At 59.2% G+C, this 15,537-nt stretch carries 12 protein-coding genes and 3 pseudogenes; 10 read left to right on the top strand and 5 right to left on the bottom strand.

The window, feature by feature from the left end:
* Positions 1-142: 142 nt before the first annotated feature.
* Positions 143-1,204: a pyridoxal-phosphate dependent enzyme gene (locus tag IVB26_RS06120; protein WP_247970990.1), complete on the top strand. Its 1,062-nt coding sequence runs from the start codon at positions 143-145 to the stop codon at positions 1,202-1,204.
* Positions 1,205-1,285: 81 nt separating this feature from the next.
* Here IVB26_RS06120 and IVB26_RS06115 read toward each other — a convergent pair whose 3' ends face one another.
* Positions 1,286-1,801 (bottom strand): hypothetical protein, encoded by a 516-nt coding sequence (locus tag IVB26_RS06115; RefSeq protein WP_247970989.1) that lies wholly within the window; start codon positions 1,799-1,801, stop codon positions 1,286-1,288.
* Positions 1,802-1,844: 43 nt separating this feature from the next.
* Between IVB26_RS06115 and IVB26_RS06110 the strand changes: the two genes are divergently transcribed.
* Positions 1,845-2,006, top strand: a complete 162-nt coding sequence (locus tag IVB26_RS06110) for a hypothetical protein (RefSeq protein ID WP_247970988.1) — start codon at positions 1,845-1,847, stop codon at positions 2,004-2,006.
* A gap of 1,114 nt (positions 2,007-3,120) precedes the next feature.
* Here the strand turns inward: IVB26_RS06110 and IVB26_RS06105 are convergent.
* Positions 3,121-3,873: pseudogene (locus IVB26_RS06105) on the bottom strand (IS481 family transposase); the annotation flags it as partial.
* 362 nt (positions 3,874-4,235) lie between these two features.
* Here IVB26_RS06105 and groES point away from each other — a divergent pair.
* Entirely contained in the window at positions 4,236-4,550 is a 315-nt protein-coding gene (gene groES, locus IVB26_RS06100; RefSeq protein WP_247350375.1) for a co-chaperone GroES, read from the top strand.
* Positions 4,551-4,635: 85 nt separating this feature from the next.
* On the top strand, positions 4,636-6,276 hold the full coding sequence (groL, locus tag IVB26_RS06095; RefSeq protein WP_247970987.1) for a chaperonin GroEL: 1,641 nt from the start codon (positions 4,636-4,638) through the stop codon (positions 6,274-6,276).
* Positions 6,277-6,709: 433 nt separating this feature from the next.
* On the opposite strand, the gene IVB26_RS06090 is transcribed toward groL, so the two are convergent.
* The 3 genes and pseudogenes from IVB26_RS06090 to IVB26_RS42890 form a co-directional block, all read right to left on the bottom strand.
* A complete protein-coding gene (locus IVB26_RS06090) occupies positions 6,710-7,087 on the bottom strand; it encodes a hypothetical protein (RefSeq protein ID WP_247970986.1) in 378 nt (125 codons plus the stop codon).
* 518 nt (positions 7,088-7,605) lie between these two features.
* On the bottom strand, positions 7,606-7,989 hold the full coding sequence (locus IVB26_RS42895; protein ID WP_253075749.1) for a prolyl oligopeptidase family serine peptidase: 384 nt from the start codon (positions 7,987-7,989) through the stop codon (positions 7,606-7,608).
* Positions 7,990-8,105: 116 nt separating this feature from the next.
* A pseudogene (locus IVB26_RS42890) lies at positions 8,106-8,204 on the bottom strand (hypothetical protein); the annotation flags it as partial.
* Between the two features lie 262 nt (positions 8,205-8,466).
* On the opposite strand from IVB26_RS42890, the gene IVB26_RS06080 reads away from it, so the two are divergent.
* The 6 genes and pseudogenes from IVB26_RS06080 to trpD all read left to right on the top strand — a co-directional run bounded on the left by IVB26_RS06080 (position 8,467) and on the right by trpD (position 15,534).
* Positions 8,467-8,775: a carbonic anhydrase gene (locus IVB26_RS06080; RefSeq protein ID WP_346732858.1), complete on the top strand. Its 309-nt coding sequence runs from the start codon at positions 8,467-8,469 to the stop codon at positions 8,773-8,775.
* Positions 8,776-9,257: 482 nt separating this feature from the next.
* Positions 9,258-9,872: pseudogene (locus tag IVB26_RS43135) on the top strand (biotin carboxylase N-terminal domain-containing protein); the annotation flags it as partial.
* Positions 9,873-10,099: 227 nt separating this feature from the next.
* Positions 10,100-11,059, top strand: a complete 960-nt coding sequence (locus IVB26_RS06070; protein ID WP_247970985.1) for an ATP-binding protein — start codon at positions 10,100-10,102, stop codon at positions 11,057-11,059.
* Position 11,060: 1 nt separating this feature from the next.
* On the top strand, positions 11,061-11,567 hold the full coding sequence (locus tag IVB26_RS06065; protein ID WP_247970984.1) for an acyl-CoA carboxylase biotin carboxyl carrier protein subunit: 507 nt from the start codon (positions 11,061-11,063) through the stop codon (positions 11,565-11,567).
* 1 nt (position 11,568) lies between these two features.
* Complete coding sequence (locus tag IVB26_RS06060; RefSeq protein ID WP_247970983.1) at positions 11,569-13,176, top strand: acyl-CoA carboxylase subunit beta; 1,608 nt, start codon at positions 11,569-11,571, stop codon at positions 13,174-13,176.
* Between the two features lie 1,344 nt (positions 13,177-14,520).
* The gene (trpD, locus tag IVB26_RS06055) at positions 14,521-15,534 is read left to right on the top strand and encodes an anthranilate phosphoribosyltransferase (RefSeq protein WP_247970982.1); all 1,014 of its coding nucleotides are present in this window, start codon (positions 14,521-14,523) and stop codon (positions 15,532-15,534) included.
* The last annotated feature ends 3 nt before the right edge of the window (positions 15,535-15,537 follow it).

The following is a 15,537-nucleotide window of genomic DNA, read 5'->3' as shown; positions in this document are numbered from 1 at the left end:
CACGAAAACGGCCTCCGCGAGAAGCGCGCGATCGAAGTCGTCGAGGGTGGTGCTCGCAGGTACAGCTGGTTATGATCGGCGGAAACAGTTGCTGTGCAACGCTCCGGCAGCAGCCGTCACCTGTAGCGGGCAAGATCAACGCATGAACAGCACCTCTTCTTCACCAGTCAATGCGATCGCGGCCGAGCTTGCCGGCCTCGATCCCGCATACGCGCCGACGCCACTCCTGAACCTTCCGGTGCTGGCGGAACGGCTCGGAGTGGCGCAGGTGCTAGCGAAAGACGAGGGCCGCCGCATGCTCGGTAGCTTCAAGTCGCTTGGTGGCACCTATGCCGGGTTGCGCGCGCTCGCCCGGGCCTCGCGCATGCAGGTGGCCGACCTTCTCGCGGCCCGACCTAAGGGGCAGCCGACCCTGGTCTGCGCCAGTGACGGTAATCACGGGCTCGCGGTAGCTGCCGCCGCGCGCTTTGCCGGGGCGCCCGCCCGCGTGTTCCTGCACGAGGGCGTGCCGAACGCGCGCGCGCGCCGCATCGAGAATCAGGGTGCCGAGATCGTGTGGGTGCCGGGCACCTACGACAATGCAGTTGATGCGGCCGCAGCCGCGGCCTGCCAAGGCGCCGGCATTCTTGTCGCCGACACGACCGACGATCCGAACGATCCCATCGTTTGCGACGTCATGGCGGGATACGGCGTCACGGCGGCGGAAATCCGCGATCAAGTAGACTTCGCCGGCCATGGGCGTCCGACACACGTCTTTATACAAGCTGGTGTCGGTGGACTCGCCGCTGCCATCGCCGAGGGCCTCTCGGGCTGGCTGGCACCTCCGGGATGCATCGTGACGGTCGAGCCGGAAACCGCCGCGTGTCTTGCGCCCGCGCTCGCGGCCGGTCGCCCGATTCGGGTGATAGGCGATCTTCGAACATCCGCGGAGATGCTCTCCTGCGGCCAGGCGAGTGCGCCCGCCGTTGCGGTGCTCAGGCGTCACGGCGCTCGGGCCATTACCGTGCCCGAGGCGGAATTGGTGGATGCTGTTCGCGTACTCTCCTCCCATGATGGCCTCGCCACCACGCCGTCCGGTGCAGCGGGCCTGGCGGGTGCCATGGCTGCCCTCGCAGACCCGAGCCATACAAGCGATCTCGGACTCGACCGGTCGAGCCGCATTCTCGTCCTCCTCACCGAACGCGACTGGGAGGACCGAACGTGAGCAGCGCGATCTTCGCTCTTAGTTAGACTTGCATCCTCTCAGTGACGCCATGTCTGACAGGCTCGAGGCTTCATGATTGGATCATCGGCGGTCCGTCTCCGGCTCGGGAACCAGCGGCGCGCCCCCGACGGAAACCGGCCCTTCTGGTTTAGGCGGGCGAGTGGCTCTTGTAGTCGGCTTTGAAGCGGCCTGGGCTGCTGGCGGACGAATATCTGCAGGAAGAGGCGCAGCAAAGTTCTGCAGAGACTCAATTCTTGAGGTCAGGGCTGCGATTTGATCTAACATCCGTTTCAAATCGGCTTGCTGCGCATCGATGTTGCGGTTAAGCGCTGAAATCTCCTCGCTCACCTCCTGTTGCCCCGATCGAATCTCCGAAAGGGCCGCCTTGTCTTCAGGTGACAACGCCGGCATTGGGACGACTTCACGTGCCGCTGACGCCTCGATCATTCGGTCGATATGGGACCAGTAAAATGCACCCCCAACGCATAGCCCGATGAAGACGGCGACAAATCCAAAAAAACACGGAAGGCGTCTTGATGACTTCTGCAAGACGGGCGGCAACTCCGAACCGTTCGCTTGATCAATCACATCCATCATTCTTTCTCTCGATCTATAATGGCTCTCGTTGCCGCGATAGTAGATGACGGTCAAGAGCATCCATGCGAAAGTAATTGGTCATGCGCAGAAAGATATCGGGAAAGATCATGCCGCTTCAGCGTCCAACACGACTCTACTCGTTCAACGAATCGATGTTTTACCGCGCCAACAGGCACTCGGCGCATTAACGCTGCACAGGCAATGAAAAAACGCACGATACGATCGCGGCCATAGCTCTAAGTACACTCGCGATGGCGCGGGCTCCTCCGCACTGGCGGCAATCTGCGGGGCGCACTGTCGAAAGATGAACAAGCACGCTCGCAGAAGGCCAGAAGGCGGGCTCAGAGCTTTTCAGATCAACTCTGCGCCCGAATGGATGGCTTTAGGCAAAGTTAAGCTAGCCGATTGAGAGATGACGAATCGCGATCTATAAGAACGGGCGTCTAACAGCGAGCCATTTGACCAGGATCAAGAGCCAGGAGCCACGGCTCCCTATGCCGGAATTTACCGGTGCATGGGCTGGCATCGCGAGATCGGCATCGCAGCGGGCCACGTCTTACCGCCACAAGGACATCATACGCACGCGGTGCATCTTTCAAGCTGACCACCCGATAGTTTGCAGACTTACTCGGAAATACAAGGAATATTGATTTTTGACGACTGAGTGGGCTTATCTTTTCGACTTTGCAAGCCTAACAGCCTGCATTGAACGCGGCGGCAATTTCGCGGCGAGCTTAGAGCAAGCGCATCAGGTGTCAGCCGTTTCATAAGCGATGGAGTTGGCGGGGAATTCGTCGAAATGCGTGAACTTCTGATCGTTTTTGTGGCGCTTACAATAGTGTTCGCAGCACGCGGCCGGCACCAAGATGGCTTTGTGCCGCGGCTGACCGCGTCCCTGCCGCCAGTCAACGTGCCCTAGTCTTATTATCGTGGTCGAGTAGCTCGGCCATTCGGCTTTGCTCTCACAGATCCGGGCGGGCGGCTTTCCCGCACCCGGCTCTTCCCGGGGGTAACCCGCGTCATATCCGCGCCTGTGCCCAAGTGCGAGTGATGCGTGGAACGAGCAGACGGAAGCGTGCCGTCAGGGTGTCGAACTCGGACCAGCCCATGCGCCGACTTTTCTGGCTCCGCCGTCTCAGACAACGCAGCCAGGTCCGACGTACTTCGCGGTAGAAGCCGTTGAGCGCTGGATAATCGTGCGGCCTGCCATAGTAGCCATAATGCCCACGCAGAACGGCCGCGAACCGCTTATGCTGTGTGTGTGTTTCGGCATGGATGCCGATAAGCTCCCGATCCAACGCCGATTGACAAGCGGCCTCCTAGGTGTTCAGTCCCGAGGTCAAGTGGAGTGGATCGAGCCGGAAGCGGTCCGGCTCTTTTGCCCAGGCCGTGCAGATGGCTTCGTAGGGTGTAAGGCCACGTAGGGTCTTTAGCCGCTTGGCGAAGTTGTAGCCGTCCAGGAAGGCAGCGAGGTGATCCTGGAGCTGGCGGTGGGTCTCGTAGTGGTATCGCCGGATAGTCGCCTCCTTCAGCGTTCGGTTCATCCGTTCGACCTGACCGTTCGTCCAAGGATGGCTGGGCTTGGTGAGCCGATGCTCGATGCCATGATCTCGACAGGTCCGATCGAAGGGATGGCTGCGCCAACGGGCGGTTGGCCCGCTCCGGTTCTTGGGCAAGTCAGCGAACTGGATGCCATTGTCTGTGAGTACGGTGTGGATTTTGTAGGGGACAGCTTCCACCAGTTCGTCGAGGAAGGCCCTGGCGGTGGCGGTGGTTGCCGTCTTCGTCAATCGAGCGAACGCGTACTTCGAGGTTCGGTCCACGCCCACGAAGAGGTAGAGCTTCCCCTCTTCGGTACGGACCTCGGCGATGTCGATGTGAAAGTATCCGATGGGATAGGCCTTGAACGGCTGTTTGGCTGGCTTGTCGCCAGCGACCTCCGGTAGGCGGCTGATCCCATGGCGCTGTAGGCACCGATCCAAGGATGACCGCGTCAGGTGCGGTATCGTCGGCTGCAGGGCATAGAGGCAGTCATCAAGGGGCAATAGTGTGTGCCTGCGGAAGGCGACGACCGTCTAAACGCATCCCAATCTTAGAACGAAGTCAGCCGACGATTCGCATTTGAACCGGCACCAGATCGGCGGGCCTTTACCAGCTCGAATTTAGGGCAGAGGAATTGAACTGTTAGGCGACATTAGGTCGAGAGACAGAGCCGTACGATTCACTCAGAAGAAGGGTGCTCGGCGGCAAGCGGAGAAAGTGATCTGGGGCAGCCCCCACAGAGATCCCGCGCGCCCAGCCCGATTTTCCTACTACAAACACTTGTTCCCCAAAAAATCGGTCCTATTTCAGCTGCGCCTGCGTTGGCACTCGCAGGCCGCGATTGCTAGCAATCGGGAAATCATCAACTGGTGTAAATGCTTAGGAGATCTGCATGGAATTCCGTCCGCTTCACGACCGCGTCGTGGTCAAGCGCATCGACGCAGAAGAAAAGACCGCTGGCGGCATCATTATTCCGGACACTGCCAAGGAAAAGCCTTCGCAAGGTGAAGTCATCGCCGTCGGCCCCGGCGGCCGCGACGAGAGCGGCAAGTTGATCCCGATCGACGTGCTGGTCGGCGACCGCGTCCTGTTCGGCAAGTGGTCAGGCACCGAGGTCAAGATCGACGGCCAGGAGCTGTTGATCATGAAAGAGAGCGACATCCTGGGCGTTCTCACCGACGTGTCCGCCAAGAAGAAGGCCGCCTAAACCATCGCTCGCACCGCTCATCCTGAGGAGCGCCTGCTGGGCGTCGCCAAGGGTGAGACCAAGTAAAACATTCAGGAAAACTCACATGTCAGCTAAAGAAGTCAAATTCGGCGTCGATGCACGCGACAAGATGCTGCGCGGCGTCGACATCCTCGCCAACGCGGTGAAGGTCACGCTCGGCCCCAAGGGCCGCAACGTCGTGCTCGACAAGTCGTTCGGCGCTCCCCGCATCACCAAGGACGGCGTCACCGTCGCCAAGGAGATCGAGCTCGACGACAAGTTCGAGAACATGGGCGCGCAGATGGTGCGCGAAGTCGCCTCCAAGTCCGCCGATGCGGCCGGCGACGGCACCACCACCGCAACCGTGCTCGCGGCTGCGATCGTTCGTGAAGGCGCCAAGTCGGTTGCCGCCGGCATGAACCCGATGGACCTCAAGCGTGGTATCGACCTGGCCGTGGAAGCCGTCGTCGCCGACCTCGTCAAGAACTCCAAGAAGGTCACCTCGAACGACGAGATCGCCCAGGTCGGCACCATCTCGGCCAACGGCGACGCCGAGATCGGCAAGTTCCTCTCCGACGCCATGAAGAAGGTCGGCAACGAGGGTGTCATCACCGTCGAGGAAGCCAAGTCGCTCGAGACCGAGCTCGACGTCGTCGAGGGCATGCAGTTCGACCGCGGCTACATCTCGCCCTACTTCGTCACCAACGCCGACAAGATGCGCGTTGAGATGGACGACGCCTACATCCTCATCAACGAGAAGAAGCTCTCCTCGCTGAACGAGCTGCTGCCGCTGCTCGAGGCCGTGGTGCAGACCGGCAAGCCGCTGATCATCGTCGCCGAGGACGTCGAGGGCGAAGCCCTCGCGACCCTCGTCGTCAACCGCCTCCGTGGCGGCCTGAAGGTCGCGGCCGTCAAAGCTCCGGGCTTCGGCGATCGCCGCAAGGCCATGCTGCAGGACATCGCGATCCTGACCGGCGGCCAGGCGATCTCGGAAGATCTCGGCATCAAGCTCGAGAACGTCACGCTCAACATGCTCGGTCGCGCCAAGAAGGTGATGATCGACAAGGAGAACACCACGATCGTCAACGGCGCCGGCAAGAAGGCCGACATCGAGGCGCGCGTGGCCCAGATCAAGGCGCAGATCGAGGAGACCACCTCGGACTACGACCGTGAGAAGCTCCAGGAGCGTCTGGCCAAGCTCGCAGGCGGCGTCGCGGTGATCCGCGTCGGCGGCGCGACCGAGGTCGAGGTGAAGGAGCGCAAGGATCGCGTTGATGACGCGATGCATGCGACCCGCGCCGCGGTCGAGGAAGGCATCGTTCCGGGCGGCGGCGTCGCCCTGCTCCGTGCCTCCGAGCAGCTCAAGGGTCTGCGCACCAAGAACGACGACCAGAAGACCGGCGTTGAGATCGTGCGCAAGGCGCTCTCCGCGCCCGCTCGCCAGATCGCGATCAACGCCGGTGAAGACGGCTCGGTGATCGTCGGCAAGATCCTGGAGAAGGAGCAATACGCCTACGGCTTCGACTCGCAGACGGGCGAGTACGTCAACCTGGTCACCAAGGGCATCATCGACCCGACCAAGGTGGTCCGCACCGCGATTCAGAACGCTGCCTCGGTTGCGGCGCTGCTGATCACTACCGAGGCCATGGTCGCCGAGCTGCCGAAGAAGGGCGGCGCCGGTCCGGCAATGCCTCCGGGCGGCGGCATGGGCGGCATGGACTTCTGATCCAACTCTCTCTAAAATGCGATCCCCGGCAGAAAAATACCGGGGTCATTTTTTGCTCGCGACTTTTTCAGTTCGTTGTTCTGATCTCGCGCTATGCGCTGTGGAAATGACGATCAGCAGTTGCTAGACGTTGGTTTTGCGAGTCTGCTGGTAGGCATGTCACCGGCAGGACGAGCGGGTGATCGCCGTTCTGCACAGCCTTTCCCTGCGGCCTCAACGTCGGCGGCCGGTCAAGGCGAACACCTGAGAACGCCCGGTCGCGGTAGCCACCCATTGGCGCTACTGACTTAAATAGCATCGGTTCCGGCGCCTATCCATCGCTGTAAACGGATGCGCGAGCTAGGTGGTGGTCCCCGGGAAGAGCGATCCTCATCTCTCCTAATTTGGGCCGATCTGTTGCACCGTCCACAATCAGAAGAAGAACATCGCCAACTCAATCGAGACGGAAGATCTTTCGCCCAACCGCTACAATTTCCCGGTCGGTCGGAGGATTACTTGTCTCGACGTGCAGAGTGAGATCCGGCCTGTTCACTCTCAGGAAATTCATCAGCTCGGTCTTCTCGGTTCCCGGTCCGATGATCAGCAGATCAGTGCAGTTACTCAGGGCCCGACCTACCCTGACGACAAACGTCGGATCGTCATTCACGTCGGCAGAGCCAGTATGCGCTTTGCAATCAAGACGCTGGGGCGCCAAATGCGCGCGTACGGCCGTCGCGCTGACGCCCGTTAAACCTATGGAGAATATCTTAGCAATGAGGTGGTCGATCCACACGACCGCGTGCGAATGAATCTGAGTTGTCATATCGCTCATGAATGGATTCCATTGCATTTCGTAATTCACCTCTCCGTCGGAGCGCAAGCCCGCACGCAAATTTCCTGCGGCTGACTCAAGTGATCAGCGTAAATCGACTCGCTACGTTGATGTAACCGAGAACAGATCGCGTTAATTGAGCCCTGTGCAGCTGGAAAGTGTCCACAACTTCATGCCGCACGCCGCCTTCTTGACGATCGAAGGCTTGTGCATTCTCCGCTCCATGTCGCCCACTGCTCCGAGATGGATTTAACGCGCCATTGCGAATGCTCGAGCGCAACGAAGGAGAGCTCTTGTGGCTTTGAGAGTTCTAGATATTCAGGTTTGCGAAGCCGAAGCCATCCCGCCGGACGTGGGGATAGCTGGAGTGAAGCCATAGAGCACAACGACATCCCGCAGTGGTGGGTCATGACATACACGGATGCGGCCTGGTCACTGATCTCTCCGACCAAACGCGCTGATATTGACAGGCCGCCATTTGCACTGGCGACCTTAGCGAACTCACTCGTCAACCGCACTCAATCCACAAGCCGCCTGGATGCATAGGTGTATTCGAGTGCCAGCCGGCACGCGTATTCCGTGAGATTGGCGGCCGCGCTATGTCTGCCGTCGATATTCTCATAGTAGTAATAGGGCTGGCCGAGCGCAGCAAGCCTGGCGGCTGCCTTGCGGCCGTGGGCCGGATGCACGCGGTCGTCCTTGGTGGAGGTGAGAATGAAGGGGATTGGGTAGGTCTTGCCCGGGACAAGCTTCTGATAGGGCGAGTAGGCCTCGATCCATCCGCGCTGCTCGGGATGGTGGGATCGCAATCCCAACTTGGTGAACCGAAGCATGTCGAACAGCGCCACCTGCACGATCGCTGCGTTGAAGAGGTCCCGGCGCTGAGTAATCGCGGTGCCCACCAGCAGACCTCCCTGGCTGGCGCCGACCACGCCCAATCGGCGTGGAGAGGTGACCTCCGGCGGATTAGGTCCTCCGCAAAGGCGATGAAATCATCCCATGTCCGCTGCTTCGTTGCCGTTTGGGCCGGCTCGTGCCATCGCGGCCCAAACTCGCCGCCGCCGCGCAGGTTCGCGACGACATGTGCATTGCCCTGCTCGGGCCAGAGCCGCCCCATCGCTCCCGCATAGGATGGCAGGAGCGAAGCTTGGAATCCGCCATAACCATCGAGAAGGGCTGGGATCTCGGCTCCGAACCTCGCGTTCTTGGGACGCACCAGAAAGTAGGGAATCCGGGTCCCGTCCAGCGAAGTGGCCTCGAACTGCTCCGCGACCTGCCTGGACGCGTTGAACTTCGGAAGTGTCGTCCTCAGTATTTCAAGCCGTTCGCTCGCCGCGTCGAAGTACCAGAGGGACGTCGGCCCCAGATAGTTGGAGACGGTGAACAGCACCACGTCCGTTTCTTCGCTAGCGGCTGACAGGCTGACGTTCTCGTTCGTAGGGAGCGGGATCGGCGCGGCCCGCCAAGTGCATTCCATCTCTCGCCGCCGCACTTACGGCCGCTGTAAAGGCGTCTTCCAGGAAAGCGGGGATGCACTCGCAAATGCGATCCGGCAAAATGTAGTCGACAACGTCAATAAGCTCAAATCGGCGGCTCCGATTTTAAATTTAGCAATCGAGCAGAATAGGCTGGAAGTCGTCGGGGGTCTTTATCGGCTCGACACCGGCCGGGCCGAATTGGTAAGCTGACCGTCATCAGAGCGTTAACTTCTGAGCAGTGCCGTTTGAAGCGACAAGGTTGAAAGGTTGTTGTCTCTGCCGCCGAGTCGACCAGATCCTGGATCGGAGGGACAGATCTTACGCAGCGCGCCGGCGCAGCGCCTTCACGGGGCAAGCCCCCACCCGTAGACAGAATGGATAGTGCGTTACGTACGGACCTGGCTACTTCCGGGAAGCCAGGAGCTTGGACAAATTTGTGCGATCATTTCGTTGAAAGGCCTTGAATCGCACGTAACGTCACGTTGTACGATCTTGAAATGAGATCGCGACCTCTGACAAACGAACGTAAGCTACTCCTAGGATGTGGGGCGATGGCATAACGATCTTGTCGTATTTCGAATTTGCGGCGAACGCTCGCCGCAAATGAGCCGGCGGCAACTCTCCCTTGCCGACGGTCGGGGCGATGTGTAGCAGCGTCGCTCCTCCCAGACTGACTTCGCCCGGCTTCCAAAATGAGGCCGGGCCTTTTTTGCCGTCGGGAAGACATTAGTGCCTTGTCGACCCGCAACTGCTCGATCAGCTCGTCCGGAACCAGGCAAACTTGCGAGGTCGAGTCGGCGAGTGCGCGAGATCAGCCGCCGACCGACGCGAAGAAAGACGCTTGCATGGAGGACGTGTTTCGCCTGCGTAGCGCCCACATCCCGGATCGCACCGCCATTACTGCGTGTCTCAGAGCCAAGCAGGCGAGCTTGAGTCATCAACGTCGCGACGTGATTTCCATTGGCGATACCGCCAAAGAAAAAACGAGACTCGACGTCTCGTTTGAGTTGTTTGTTTGGATACGAATGCACACAATGCCTTTCGATACAGTCCTTATCGCCAACAGAGGCGAGATCGCCGCCCGCATCATCAAGACGTTGCGAAAGCTGGGCCTTCGTTCTGCAGTTGTCTACCACGAGGTCGATGCGCGAAGCCCGGCAGTCTCCATGGCCGACACAGCGATTCTTATCAGCGGTCATACGCCGATCGCGGCCTATCTGGACATCGCACAAATTATCGCCGCCGCTCACAAGGCGGGCGCCGGCGCTGTTCATCCAGGTTATGGATTTCTTTCCGAACAGGCTCAGTTCGCCACGGCCGTGATAAAGGCCGGCATTGCGTTCATCGGCCCCGCACCCGAAACTATTGAACTGATGGGCGATAAGATTCGGGCCCGCAACTTCGTCCAGTCGAACGGCTTTCCAGTGGCCCCATCTGCAATTGAGGAGGACGATCCAGCGACGTTCGTCTCCAGGGCGCGTGCAATTGGAACCCCTTTGCTGGTAAAACCGTCAGGGGCGCGGGCGGCAAGGGCATGCGGATTGTACGCAACGTCGATGCTCTGGAAGGCGCGATTGAGCAGGCTCGCTCTGAGGGGCAACGGTATTTTGGGGATCACCGGCTTTACGTCGAAAGATACATTGAGAACCCGCGGCATATCGAAGTGCAGGTACTCGGCGACTCCTTTGGGAACATTGTACATCTGTTTGAGCGGGAGTGCTCGGTGCAACGACGCTTCCAGAAGATCATCGAGGAAGCGCCCTCGCCAACGCTGTCGCCAGAACTACGGAAACGCGTCTGCGAGACCGCGATCGGCATCGCACGCGCGGCGAATTATCAGAACGCAGGAACCGTTGAATTCATTTTCGATGCAGGAGAATTCTACTTTCTCGAGATGAATACGCGCCTACAGGTCGAACATCCCGTGACTGAGATGATCACCGGAATCGATCTTGTCGCCGAACAGGTCTATGCCACCGCGGGCCGAGAACTTGGTTTTGCTCAGTCAGATATCGTTTCGAACGGCCATGCTATCGAAGTGAGGCTGTACGCTGAAGCCCCCGAACGAGGCTATGTTCCGACGTCCGGCAAAGTACTTCTTCTCGAGTATCCGAGCGGGGTACGGATTGACAGCGGCATCACGCAGGGTCAGCCAATCACCACTGCGTTTGATCCCATGCTCGCAAAGATCATCGCGCATTCGCCGACGCGCACATTGGCCACCGCGACGGTCAATCACGCGATTCAGGGGGTCATTCTTCTCGGCTGCGAGACAAACGCTAGCTTCCTCGCCCGCATCCTTTCCGACGAGTCGTTTGTCCGCGGACAGTTTCATACGGGATATCTGGAGGAAAACCCGCACATTGCCGCCGGTAACTCTGCTACCGGCCTACCGGCATTCCTGGCATCAGCTGCTCTCCTGACCCGACAAGTCCGCGAATCGGCCGATGCCGTGCCCGCGCTTCACGCTTCGCTGGGCCATTGGAGAAATTGACGTGTATCACTCCGTCGAGGTTGATGGCGTCGACCATCAGTTATGGCTTTCACCCTGCCAATCCGGCTCCTATCATCTTCACTTGCGCGACCAAGTCATTTGCCCGGTCGCGTTCGCCCAATATGGCGAGAATTCAGGTGTCCTGACCATTGCCGGCGAGACCGAACGGGTCCGCTTCGTCATCGAAGGCGACCTGATTCACGTCCACATCCGTGGCATGACGCGCGTTTTGCGCTACAGCGACCCGTTGCGAACGCTCGCTTGCGTGAACCAAGAGGAAAGTTCGCTCATGACCCGCGCACCGATGCCGGGAGTAGTCGTTACGATCGCGGTTTCGCCTGGTCAACCGGTATCCGCAGGCGCGGCGCTGATGATGATTGAGAGCATGAAGCTGGAAACTATTATTCGCTCTTCACAGGATGGCGTAGTCGATCGAATCAATTTCAAAGAAGGGGAGAGCTTCGAGCGGGATGCTGTGCTGATTACGCTATCGAAAGAAGGGCGCTGAAATGCTACGAATCGCTTCTGGGGCGAATGTCAATTCGCAAGACTTTCGCCAAAACGAGCTCCACAACAGGCGGCTTGCTGACGAGTTGAAGGAGCGGCAACGTGCTGTCCGCTTCCAGCGGCCCGAGCGGGAGCTCGAGCGCCTTCGACGTCAAAATAAGCTGTTTGTACGAGATCGGATCGACGCCTTGCTCGATCCAAAAACTCCGTTCCTCGAGCTTTCAACGCTGGCCGCTAACAAGGCCTATAACGGCGAAGTGCCCGGCGCGGCACAGGTCGTCGGCATCGGGATCGTCGCGGGTCGCGAGGTGATGGTTCATGCAGACGACGCAAGCGTAAAGGGCGGCGCATGGTATCCGTTGTCGGTCAAGAAGATAGTGCGAGCCTTGGACGTCGCAATCGAGAATCGTCTGTCAGTGATTCATTTGTGCGACGGCGCCGGAGGATTTCTACCTTTTCAGGCAGAGTTCTTCGCCGATCGCTACTTCGCGGGTCGGATCCTCCGTAACCAATCCATTCTCTCCAAGATGGGAGTACCGCAGGTCGCGATCGCAATGGGTCATTGCACAGCGGGAGCGGCCTACGTCCCGGCGCTTAGCGAATTCAACATTATGGTCGAGGATACGGGAGCTATATTTCTCGTTGGCCCTCCAGTCGTGAAAGCTGCTACCGGTGAAGACGTATCGGCACAGGAGCTTGGGGGGGCCCACATGCATACGAGCGTGTCGGGCACGAGCGATTATTCCGCAAGCTCCGAGATGCACGCCATTGCGATCGCACGTGATATCGTTGCCCGATTCCATCGTCCCGCGAAGACTCCGATTGATCAAGCCGCCCCGGAGCCTCCTGCTTACGACGCATCGGAACTATACGGCATTATTCCAAAGGACCCTCGAGTGCAGTTCGACATGCGGGAGATCATCGCCCGCATGATCGATGGTAGCCGATTTCACGAATACCAGCCGCGTTTCGGCACGTCCCTCCTGTGCGGTTTCGCGCGGCTTCATGGATATCAAATAGGGATTCTTGCAAATAATGGTGTGCTGCTCAGCGAAAGTGCGCTGAAGGGCGCTCACTTCATCCAACTATGCGACAAGAACCGGACGCCCTTGCTCTTCCTGCAGAATACAACGGGTTTCATGGTCGGCCGCGAATACGAGCGCCGTGGCATAACCAAGGATGGCGCCAAGCTGATCATGGCCGTCTCGGGAGCGTCGGTCCCAAAATTCACGGTCGTGTGCAACAGCTCGCACGGAGCAGGTACCTACGCTATGGCGGGACGTGCTTTCGATCCTCGGTTCGTCTTCACCTGGCCGCAGTCTCAGATCTCTGCGATGGGCGCCGAGCAAGCGGCAGGTGTGCTGACCCACCTTAAGACCCGACAACTGGCCCGTGATGGTGGGCGACTCGCAGAGCAGGAGCTGGCAGCCATTCGAGGTCCCCTTCTCGACGAGTATCGGGAACGATCCAGCGCCTACTATGCAACCTCCGAAATCTGGGACGACGGAATTCTTGATCCAGTCGATACCCGAACTGCACTCGCGATAGCCCTGAGCGCTTCGCTGAATGCTCCCATCGAAGCGCCCCATTATGGCGTATTCCGAATGTAGCCGGCAGGAGTCGAACGTCCGTGTCAGTGGATTCTACTCTCTAACTGGAGTCCAAATCGACGGATCGTCCTGTCCCCGGCATGAGCCGGATTGGTGTCGCCCACATTCCGGGGGCAGAACTCGAATTCGCGACCTTGGTCAAATAGATTAACCCGGGTGGTGCGTTGAATTCGGTGACCACGTTGTCGATCAGGACAACGGCGTTGCGTCGAAGCAGGTGCAGCTGGGTCGCATAGGCCTGATTGGCCGCGCATCGAACCTCGCGTGGGGACTGCGCAAAGTGCGTAACACTCGAGATGATCTGCTCGTTACACTTTTAGCATTGCGTGGTGTAATTGCGAGGCTCCTGCTGGTCGAAGCCATCGACATCTGGAGTTCGCGATTGATGCAGCGCGGGTTGCCCTGCTGACTCTGATCCACCACGGACGCGTCAGTCACACTAGATCTAAGATGCGCCCTACTGATGGATTGTTGGTCCATTCATCACCGACGATAACAATCCTTGGGAGGAGACATGCAAGCCATCATACCGATCGCAGTAAACGATTCCACGACGGGCTGGGTGCAGAAGAAGTTGTCCCGCCATGCTCGACTATGGAACCACCCACCGTCTTGCCATCCAATCGTCTGATCTGATCTCGAGCAAAGAGCACTTGCTCCTTTGCAGGTGAACGCCATTGATAGCTTGATTCTTACGTAGCGTCAGGTTGTAGGTTGCAGAGCCGACTGACGTTCGAGCTGATACCGCGCATGCGTCGACAACGCATACGCAGTCCGAGCCGGACCGGTTGCCGAGATGCATGACCCCACTAATGCCCGTTTCGAATGACCCCTCGCTGTTGCACGCAGAGAATGAAAAAGAGTGAGAATGATGTCATGGGGCGCTCAAGTATCGATAACGAGTGCCTTAGGATCAGTGCAAACATCCACTAAGCCCACAGACGCTGCCGGTAACGAGCGCCGATGATGCCGGCCGAGACGCGCGCAAGTTGCGCAACACGCTCGAAGGTCAAGTATCTCAAAGAGGAGGTGCACCATTTGTGATCGAGACGGCGCGACATAATGCCATATCAGGAGCAACATGCAGTGTATTTGGTCAGGATCTCGAGCTATGCGCCAGCGCCAGCTGGGAGCATCAACGGCGAGTAGTCGTGTGTGGCATCGACGTCGTCCTGCAACCGTCGAGTTCGGCTCGATCCCACAAAACCGCAACGTTTGTCCGATCATATATCAGCAAAGAACAGCGTGGGTATCGACAACATGGAAGATGGGATCGACTAACAGATTGAGGTCGCGCTCGCACGCGCGACTGGCCAATTGGAACGACTAAGCACGTGTAGAGCAATGAACGCCCTTAAATCGATCATTAGCAAAGTTGCTACAGGTGCCACGCTGACCCGCGAGGAGACCGCAACAGCCTTTGAAATCATGATGTCGGGCCAGGCGACATCCTCCCAGATCGGAGGATTATTAATGGGGATGCGGGTACGTGGCGAAACCGTAGAAGAAGTCACCGGCGCAGCCTCAGCCATGAGGAGCAAAATGCTCCGGGTCAGTGCGCCCCCCGATCCCGTCGACATCGTTGGTACGGGCGGTGACGCTTCGGGCTCAGTCAACGTGTCGACATGCGCCTCATTCATTGTCGCCGGGGCCGGCGTTCCTGTGGCCAAGCATGGCAACCGCGCCGTGTCCTCACTATCAGGCGCTGCTGACGTCTTGGCCCGCCTCGGCGTGAAGGTCGACCTCCCGCCTGTAGGCGTTGCTCGTTGTGTGCACGAAGCTGGCATCGGCTTCATGCTTGCGCCCATCCGTCATCCGGCTATGCACCACGTTGCCCGAATCCGAGCGGCACTTGGGACCCGCACGATCTTCAATCTAGTCGGCCCGCTCGCAAATCCGGCCGGAGTCAAGCGGCAGATCGTCGGAGTGTTTTCGCGGCAATGGGTGCAGCCTTTGGCGCAGGTGTTAAAGAACCTTGGTGCTGAGTCGGTGTGGGTGGTGCATGGCTCAGATGGACTCGATGAGATCACCCTCACCGGGCCGACGTTTGTTGCCGCGCTAGAGAGAGATGCGATCCGCACCTTCGAAGTCACCCCCGAAGAAGCGGGCCTCGCCCGCTGCCACAACGAGGCGCTGAGGGGCGGCAACGCCGATGCCAATGCAATCGCGCTGCAAAGCGTGCTCGACGGCATGCCAAGTCCGTACCGCGATGTTGCTCTTCTCAACGCCGCCGCGGCAATGATCGTGGCCGGCCACGCAAGCAGCTTGAAGGACGGCGTCGCCCTTGGGCACGAATCCCTTAATAGCGGTGCGGCAGCCGCGCGATTGAAACACCTGATCGCGATCTCCAATGCTTGACAT

The sequence above is a fragment of the Bradyrhizobium sp. 195 genome, from assembly GCF_023101665.1.
GTDB lineage: Bacteria > Pseudomonadota > Alphaproteobacteria > Rhizobiales > Xanthobacteraceae > Bradyrhizobium.
Note: the sequence above shows the minus strand (reverse complement) of the source record. Positions and strands in the feature narration are given on the sequence as shown.

What these genes read in the sequence shown, in the direction of transcription:
- IVB26_RS06090 (WP_247970986.1), bottom strand. Translation starts at nt 7,087, where the DNA reads ATGAGCGATATGACAACTCAGATTCATTCGCACGCGGTCGTGTGGATC.
- groES (WP_247350375.1), top strand. Translation starts at nt 4,236, where the DNA reads ATGGAATTCCGTCCGCTTCACGACCGCGTCGTGGTCAAGCGCATCGAC.
- groL (WP_247970987.1), top strand. Translation starts at nt 4,636, where the DNA reads ATGTCAGCTAAAGAAGTCAAATTCGGCGTCGATGCACGCGACAAGATG.
- IVB26_RS06120 (WP_247970990.1), top strand. Translation starts at nt 143, where the DNA reads ATGAACAGCACCTCTTCTTCACCAGTCAATGCGATCGCGGCCGAGCTT.
- IVB26_RS06060 (WP_247970983.1), top strand. Translation starts at nt 11,569, where the DNA reads ATGCTACGAATCGCTTCTGGGGCGAATGTCAATTCGCAAGACTTTCGC.
- trpD (WP_247970982.1), top strand. Translation starts at nt 14,521, where the DNA reads ATGAACGCCCTTAAATCGATCATTAGCAAAGTTGCTACAGGTGCCACG.
- IVB26_RS06110 (WP_247970988.1), top strand. Translation starts at nt 1,845, where the DNA reads ATGACGGTCAAGAGCATCCATGCGAAAGTAATTGGTCATGCGCAGAAA.
- IVB26_RS06115 (WP_247970989.1), bottom strand. Translation starts at nt 1,801, where the DNA reads ATGATGGATGTGATTGATCAAGCGAACGGTTCGGAGTTGCCGCCCGTC.
- IVB26_RS06070 (WP_247970985.1), top strand. Translation starts at nt 10,100, where the DNA reads ATGCGGATTGTACGCAACGTCGATGCTCTGGAAGGCGCGATTGAGCAG.